Below are 4,796 nucleotides of genomic sequence, written 5' to 3'. Positions count from 1 at the left end.
GGCCGCTGGCCGGCTGCCAGGGCACGTTGCCCGCCGGCCAGCGGCCGGCTCTACCGGACCAAGCGCGGTGGGCGCTGAACCCGCCCTACAGGAATCAGCATCCCGCCACCGTCACTGGCCGCTGCGCCCGGCCGCCCCCATGCAGAGGTGATCCTGTGACGGAAAAGCGCCTGATGATCCCGTTGTCGATCCTTGACTTGGCCCCGGTCTGCGAGGGCAGTGACACCACCGCCGCCTTCGCTAACATGCTGGAACTGGCCCAGCACGCCGATGCGCTGGGCTACCGCCGCTACTGGCTGGCCGAACACCACAACATGCCCGGCATCGCCAGTGCCGCCACCGCCGTGCTGATCGGCCATGTTGCCGGTGGCACCCGGCGCATCCGGGTCGGCGCGGGCGGCATCATGCTGCCCAATCATGCCCCGCTGCAGGTGGCCGAGCAGTTCGGAACGCTGGCCTCGCTGTATCCGGACCGCATCGACCTTGGCCTGGGCCGTGCGCCGGGCACCGATCAGCCGACCGCACGTGCACTGCGCCGCTATTTCGACAGCGCCGACCAGTTCCCGCAGGACGTGCGCGAGCTGCTGCACTACTTCGAGCCGGTCCAGCCTGGACAGACAGTGCAGGCCGTTCCGGGTGGTGGCCTGCGGGTGCCGACCTGGATCCTCGGTTCAAGCCTGTTTGGCGCACGCATGGCCGCCTCGATGGGCCTGCCGTATGCATTCGCCTCGCATTTCGCGCCGGACGTGATGGACGAAGCGCTGGCGGTGTACCGCCGCGAATTCCGCCCCTCGGCCACGTTGAAGCAGCCGCACGCGATGCTGGCCCTGAACGTTGTTGCCAGCGACAGCGAGGCCGAGTCGCGTCGCCTGTTCACCAGCCAGCAGCAGAGTTTCGTCAACCTGCGCCGCGGCCGGCCGGGCAAGATCCCGCCGCCCATCGACGACATTGAAGCCTTCTGGGAGCCGCACGAAAAGCTGGGCGTGGAACGGGCCCTGGCCTGCACCGTGCTGGGCGATCCTCAACAGGTGGCCGAGGGTATCGCCGCTTTCGTTGAGCGGCACAAGCCTGACGAGCTGATGCTTACTGCCAACCTGTATGACCATCGTGCGCGCCTGCGTTCCTTCGAGCTGGCGATGAACGCCTGGCATGGCCGCCACGCGGGCTGAACAACCGCGTCACGGCCCGTTGCGGCCGATCCGCGTCTGATGGGGGCTCCCCACTTCTGGAATCCCCACCATGGCCGAGACCCGCGCCGAACACATTGCCCAGCTGGCTGAACTGATCAAGGACGTGGAGGTGGCGATGTTCACCACCACCGGCGTCGACGGGCGACTCTACAGCCGGCCGTTGGCCACCCAGCAGGTCGCCTTCGACGGTGACCTGTGGTTCGTGATCACCGCCGACAGCCCGAAGGTGGCCGAGATCGCGCTCGACCCGCGCGTCAATGTGGCCTATGCCTCGCCATCGAAGAACACCTATGTGTCTGTGGCGGGGCGGGCGCGGGTTGTCGATGATCGCGCGAAGATCGAAGAGCTGTGGTCGCCGGCGATGAAGCTGTTCTTCCCCGCCGGCAAGGAAGACCCCAACCTTCGCCTGATCCACGTGCGCGCCGATAGCGCCGAATACTGGGATGGCCCGGGCACCTTGCTGGGCAAGGCATTGAGCTTCGTGCTGTCGGCGGTGCAGGACGATCCGGCACCGCTGGCGGACAACGGATTCGTCGACCTTCGGTGATTGCCGCATCCACGCATTGCGTGGATCTAGCGGATGCCGGTAGTGCCGGCCGTTGGCCGGCTACCTTGGAAACGTGGCAGCCGGCCATCGGACGGCTCTACCGGATGCCGCTTCAGAACCAGCGCTGGAAAAGTTCCACTGTATAGCCCACCAGCTGCCCCGAACTGAAGCCGAAGAACGCGATCGCCACCAGCGCTGCGATCCAGTTGAACAGCATCAATGCACCATCGCGCTCCAGCAGCGCCAGCGAGAACAGCAGCAGCTGGAAACCGAACAGGAAGTTGGTGAACGGAATCGGCAATGACAGCAGGATGCCCAGCAGTACCAGCAGCAGGCCGCTGAAGGCGTGCGCGGGCAGCGGTGTCAGCAACTGCGGCAGGCGAGGCTTCAGCATCCTGTCCAGTCGCCGCAACGGGCGATCGATACGGTCCAGGAAGCGGTGCATGGTGCCGCGCTTCGGCCCGCGTCGGGCAATGAAACCGGGCAGCCAGGGCCGGCGCAGGCAACACAGCATCTGCAGTCCGATCAGGACCACGAGTGGGCCGCTGACCGCCCCCCCCATGCCCGGGATCGGGATGAACGAGGGCAGGATCGCCACGAACAGGAACACGCCAAACGCGCTCTGCTGCAGGTTGCTGAGGATCTGGCCAAGCGGCATGTGCTCGGCAGGATCGCCGGAGGCGAACATCTCCAGCAGGGTGCGGATGCCCTCGTTGCGGTAGGTCGGGCGCTGCGCGCCCTGGCCCTGGCCGGCCTCAGGCGGTGAGCTCATCGGCCTGCTCGTCGGACAACGTGCGCAGCAGCAGCTTGTCCACCCGCGCACCGTCCAGGTCGACCACCTCGAAGCGCCAGCCGGCCCAGTCGAAGTACTCGCCTGCGTGCGGGATGCGGCCGAAGTAATGGATGCACATGCCGGCCAGCGTGTAGTAGTCGCCATCCTCGGCATCGGGCAGGTCGTTGCTTCCGATCAGCTCGCGCAGGTCCTCGATCGGCAGCGAGCCGTCGACCAGCAGCGAGCCGTCCTCGCGGGTCACCACCAGTGCGTCTTCATCGGCATTCTCCACCGCCTGCAGGCGGCCAACCACGGCGCCCATCAGGTCGCTGATGGTCACCAGGCCCTGGATCTCGCCGTACTCGTCCACCACCAGCGCCATCGACTGCTGCTCCTCGCGGAAGATCTCCAGCAGCTTCATCGCGTGGGTCGATTCGGAGACGTACAGCGGTTCGCGCAGGGTCTGGAACAGCGCGTTGTCGCCGCGCGCCATGCGCGTGGCCAGCGATTTCAGCTCCAGCACGCCGACCACGTCCATGTCGTTGTCGCGGTACACCGGGTACCGCGAGAACTCGTGCTCGGCCATGATGTCCAGATTGCGCTCCAGCCCGGCCTGGGTGTCGAGCCAGGCGATGCGGTTGCGCGGCGTCATCAGGCTGTCGGCGGTGCGGTCGCCCAGGCGCATGACCCGGTTCATCATGTCGCGCTCGTGGGCGTCGATCACGCCGGCCTCGTGGCTCTCGGCCACCAGCATCCGGATCTCCTCTTCAGTCACCTGCGCGGCCTCGTCCTTGCCCAGGCCCAGCACCTTCAGCACCAGCTGGGTGGTCTTGGACAGGAGCCAGACGAAGGGCAGGGCGAGCCTGGCCAGCCAGCTCATCGGCATCGCGACCAGGCCGGCAATGGCCTCGGAACGTGTCAGGGCCAGGCGCTTGGGCACCAGTTCGCCGAAGATCAGCGTGATGAAGGTGATCAGCGAGACCGCCAGGGCGGTGCCTACTTCGCGCGCGTACGCAAAGCCGGGCATCAGGCCCTGCAGCCAGCCGGCGATCGCGTCGCCGATCGCATCACCACCGAGGTAGCCGGTCAGTACGCCGATCACGGTGATGCCGATCTGCACCGTGGACAGGAAGCTCTCTGGCTTCTCCGAAAGCTCCAGCGCCTTGGCGGCGCGCTTGGAGGTGGCGGCCATCTGCTTCAGGCGGCTCTTGCGCGAGGTCATGACCGACATCTCGGACATGGCGAAGAAGCCGTTCAGCAGAACCAGCGCGAAGACAATCAGGATCATTTCAAACACGGGCGTCGTCCCCGGTTGGTGGCAGGGAGGGCGGGTGCTTGCGATGGCGGCAGGCGCTCAGGAACGGGGTCCGGCGCGGCGCAGGGGGATAAGGGTCGTCGTCCATAAGGTGCGCCCGAAGGCGCGCTGGCATCTTAGCAAAGGGGCGTGGCAGGGTGGCAACCGCCTGTTCAGGTTGGGGGTCCCAGAGCCAGGAAAGGGCGCGGGGATACCCGTGATGGTCATCTAGCCGTCATAATTCGCTCTGGTGCCGTCCTTCCCGCGACGGCTGACAGGTTTCTCAATGTTCTCTCTGCAGACCATTTTCGGTTCCGGCAAACAGTTCTACACCCTGCTCGATGAGGCTGCCGTCGCGGCTTCCGATGCCGCCAAGGCGCTGCATTCGATGCTGCGCGAGGCCGACCGCCAGCCCGCGCTGGACGCCTTCAAGCTGGCCCGCCTGCGCGAACGCGCGGCCTCGGACAAGATCAGCCAGGCGCTGGTCGACAGCTTCATGACCCCGATCGAGCGCGAAGACATCGAAGCGCTGGGTTCGGCCCTGTACAAGATTCCGAAGCAGATCGAGAAGTTCGCCGATCGCTATTCGCTGGCCACGACCCACCTGGAGCACATCGACTTCGCGCCGCGCGCGGCGATGCTGGAACAGGCCGCCGGCGTGGTGGTGGAGATGGTGGCTGACCTGCGCCACATGAACCTGGACCGGATGACCGCGCTGAACGAGAAGCTGCGCTCGCTGGAGAACGAGGCCGACCGCCTGATGCTCGAGCTGTACCGCGACATCTACTCCGGTCGCCTGGACAACCTGCAGATGTTCCTGCTGAAGGAATTCTTCGAGATCCTGGAAAAGGCCATCGACCGTTGCCGCGAGGCCGGCGTGGTGGCGTACCAGATCGTGTTGAAGAACAGCTGACGGACGCCGCCGCATGTTGACCCTTGTCCTGGTGGTGATCCTGGCCGCGCTCGTCTTCGAGTTCATCAACGGCTTCCACG

At 66.1% G+C, this 4,796-nt stretch carries 5 protein-coding genes; 3 read left to right on the top strand and 2 right to left on the bottom strand.

What is annotated here, in order from left to right:
• Positions 1 to 173 precede the first annotated feature (173 nt).
• Together ABGA94_RS05660 and ABGA94_RS05655 are read left to right on the top strand one after the other, a co-directional pair.
• Positions 174 to 1,169, top strand: coding sequence for an LLM class flavin-dependent oxidoreductase (locus ABGA94_RS05660; RefSeq protein ID WP_375366628.1), 996 nt, complete (start codon positions 174 to 176; stop codon positions 1,167 to 1,169).
• Positions 1,170 to 1,239: 70 nt separating this feature from the next.
• Positions 1,240 to 1,737 (top strand): pyridoxamine 5'-phosphate oxidase family protein, encoded by a 498-nt coding sequence (locus ABGA94_RS05655; RefSeq protein WP_005416015.1) that lies wholly within the window; start codon positions 1,240 to 1,242, stop codon positions 1,735 to 1,737.
• Positions 1,738 to 1,849: 112 nt separating this feature from the next.
• Here ABGA94_RS05655 and ABGA94_RS05650 read toward each other — a convergent pair whose 3' ends face one another.
• Positions 1,850 to 2,509 carry an exopolysaccharide biosynthesis protein gene (locus ABGA94_RS05650; protein WP_053501113.1) on the bottom strand — a complete coding sequence of 220 codons (660 nt, stop codon included), beginning with the start codon at positions 2,507 to 2,509 and terminating at the stop codon, positions 1,850 to 1,852.
• Positions 2,493 to 3,797, bottom strand: coding sequence for a hemolysin family protein (locus ABGA94_RS05645; RefSeq protein WP_005416017.1), 1,305 nt, complete (start codon positions 3,795 to 3,797; stop codon positions 2,493 to 2,495). The genes ABGA94_RS05650 and ABGA94_RS05645 overlap by 17 nt, the downstream gene beginning before the upstream one ends.
• Before the next feature lie 292 nt (positions 3,798 to 4,089).
• On the opposite strand from ABGA94_RS05645, the gene ABGA94_RS05640 reads away from it, so the two are divergent.
• On the top strand, positions 4,090 to 4,716 hold the full coding sequence (locus ABGA94_RS05640; protein WP_004152833.1) for a DUF47 domain-containing protein: 627 nt from the start codon (positions 4,090 to 4,092) through the stop codon (positions 4,714 to 4,716).
• The last annotated feature ends 80 nt before the right edge of the window (positions 4,717 to 4,796 follow it).

Origin of the sequence: Stenotrophomonas sp. 3diitr2024, from assembly GCF_042136455.1 — a bacterium.
In the GTDB taxonomy this organism is placed as follows: domain Bacteria; phylum Pseudomonadota; class Gammaproteobacteria; order Xanthomonadales; family Xanthomonadaceae; genus Stenotrophomonas; species Stenotrophomonas sepilia.
The sequence above is the reverse complement of the archived record's forward strand: the minus strand, read 5'-3'. Positions and strand labels throughout refer to the sequence as shown.

Coding starts and splice junctions, on each gene's coding strand:
- ABGA94_RS05660 (WP_375366628.1), top strand. CDS start 174: ATGATCCCGTTGTCGATCCTTGACTTGGCCCCGGTCTGCGAGGGCAGT.
- ABGA94_RS05655 (WP_005416015.1), top strand. CDS start 1,240: ATGGCCGAGACCCGCGCCGAACACATTGCCCAGCTGGCTGAACTGATC.
- ABGA94_RS05650 (WP_053501113.1), bottom strand. CDS start 2,509: ATGAGCTCACCGCCTGAGGCCGGCCAGGGCCAGGGCGCGCAGCGCCCG.
- ABGA94_RS05645 (WP_005416017.1), bottom strand. CDS start 3,797: ATGATCCTGATTGTCTTCGCGCTGGTTCTGCTGAACGGCTTCTTCGCC.
- ABGA94_RS05640 (WP_004152833.1), top strand. CDS start 4,090: ATGTTCTCTCTGCAGACCATTTTCGGTTCCGGCAAACAGTTCTACACC.